At 69.2% G+C, this 1,771-nt stretch carries 2 protein-coding genes; both read right to left on the reverse strand.

All coding sequences use genetic code 11. The features are described 5' to 3' along the window. A partial coding sequence (locus LLH23_18940) for a hypothetical protein (GenBank protein MCE5240541.1) occupies nt 1-559 on the reverse strand: 559 nt, incomplete at its 3' end. Nucleotides 560-674: 115 nt separating this feature from the next. After that, on the reverse strand, nt 675-1,771 hold a 1,097-nt coding region (locus tag LLH23_18945; protein ID MCE5240542.1), incomplete at its 5' end, for an AMP-binding protein.

Raw genomic sequence — 1,771 nt, forward strand, 5'->3', positions numbered from 1 at the left:
CGTGGGAGCGGTCACCGACCGCGACGGCGTGCCCGCTGGCAGCCGGTGTTCCCACCACGGCATCGCGGTCGGTGACCGCTCCCACGGCGATCAGGCCATCCCCCGAGAACGAGTCCGGCGTGGCGTTGATGATGCCCATGACGCGCGGGTGGTCGAAGGTCAACTCGCCCTCGCCACAGCGGACCGGCGACGCCGCGGCGCCCCAGCGCCGCAGGGCCTCCTCGATCTCTGCGCCGATCTGGCGCAGGCCGAACGGCTCGCCAGGCAGGCGCTCCCGGACGCGGGCGAGGTGTCGGGCATCGCCGATGATGAGCACCGGGCGCGGGGTGTCGTCAAAGGCCGCGACCTCGCGGGACACGCACAGATCGCCGCCGACGCTGAGCAGCGCCTGCTTGAGAATGGCGGCGGCCTTGCCGCGCACGCCCTCGATGCGCACGAGCAGTGTCTGGGCCTTGGGCGCCATGATCCGCACGCCGGTGGGGTCGCAGCCAAGCCGCGCCATCTCGCGGGCGATGTCATCAGGCGTGGGTAGGTTGAGGAGGCGGATGTTGTGTTCCATGTTACGGGTGGTAGGGGACTGTCCCCGCAAGGGGCTGTCCCCGTGTCTGCCAGGTGACGATGGCGGGGTCAGCCCCCTTCGAGACCGGCTGCGCCGGCCTCACGGCGACAGACCCCTACTTCAGCTCCCGCTTCACGACCTTCCCCGACGGGTTGCGCGGGAGCGCGTCGCGGAACTCGAAGGCCTGCGGGACCTTGAAGCCCGCCAGTTGCTCCGTGCAGTGGCGCTTCAGGTCGCGGACGGTGGCCTCGTGGCCGGGGCGCAGGACGACGACAGCCTTGACGACTTCACCGAAGATGCTGTGCGGGATGCCAATGGCGGCGGCCTCGGCGACTGCCGGGTGCCGCGTCAGCACATTCTCCACCTCGACGGGGTACACATTCTCCCCGGCGACGATGATCATCTCCTTCTTGCGGCCCTGCAGGAAGATGTAGCCCTCGTCATCCATGAAGGCCGTGTCGCCGGTGTGCAGCCAGCCGTCCACGATGGCTTCCGCCGTGGCGTCCGGGCGGTTGTAGTAGCCCTTCACGATGCTCGGGCCCCGGATGAGCAACTCGCCGACCTCGCCGGGCGGGAGGGTGCTCCCCGCGTCATCTACGATCTTCGCCTCGAGCCCGGGCACGACCCGGCCGATGGACTCGGGACGCTCCAGGGCCTGGCCATCGGGCAGGACGCTGGTGCATGACGTGGTCTCGGTCAGGCCGAAGAAGTTGTGCAGGAGCTTGCCGGGGAACAGCTCGCGCAGGCGCTGGATGGCCCGCACGGGCATGGGCGCCCCGGAATAGGCGATCAGGCGCAGGCTGGCCAGCGGGTAGTTCTCGACGCCGGGAGTCTGCGCCAGCAGGATCGTCGTCGTGGGTACGGTGAAGACCGTCGTGCAGTGGTGGCGCTCGATCAGGTCCAACAGGCTGGTCGGGCTGGGATCGCCCGACACCACGAGCGTGGCGCCCTGGTAGAACGCCGTGGGCATGATCGTGTTGAGCCCGGTCACGTGGAACAGCGGGACGATCAGCAGATGAATGTCATCGGGGCGGAAGCCATGGCCGGCGATGGTGGCGCTGATGTTGAAGAGGATGTTGCCATGGGTGATCATCGCGCCCTTGGGCAGGCCGGTGGTGCCGGAGGTGTAGATGATGGCGGCGGTGTCGTCAGGGGAGGCATCCCCGACGTGGGAGCGGTCACCGACCGCGACTGCCCTCTCCGGTCGCGGTC

The organism is bacterium, assembly GCA_021372615.1.
Lineage (GTDB): Bacteria > Armatimonadota > Zipacnadia > Zipacnadales > UBA11051 > JAJFUB01.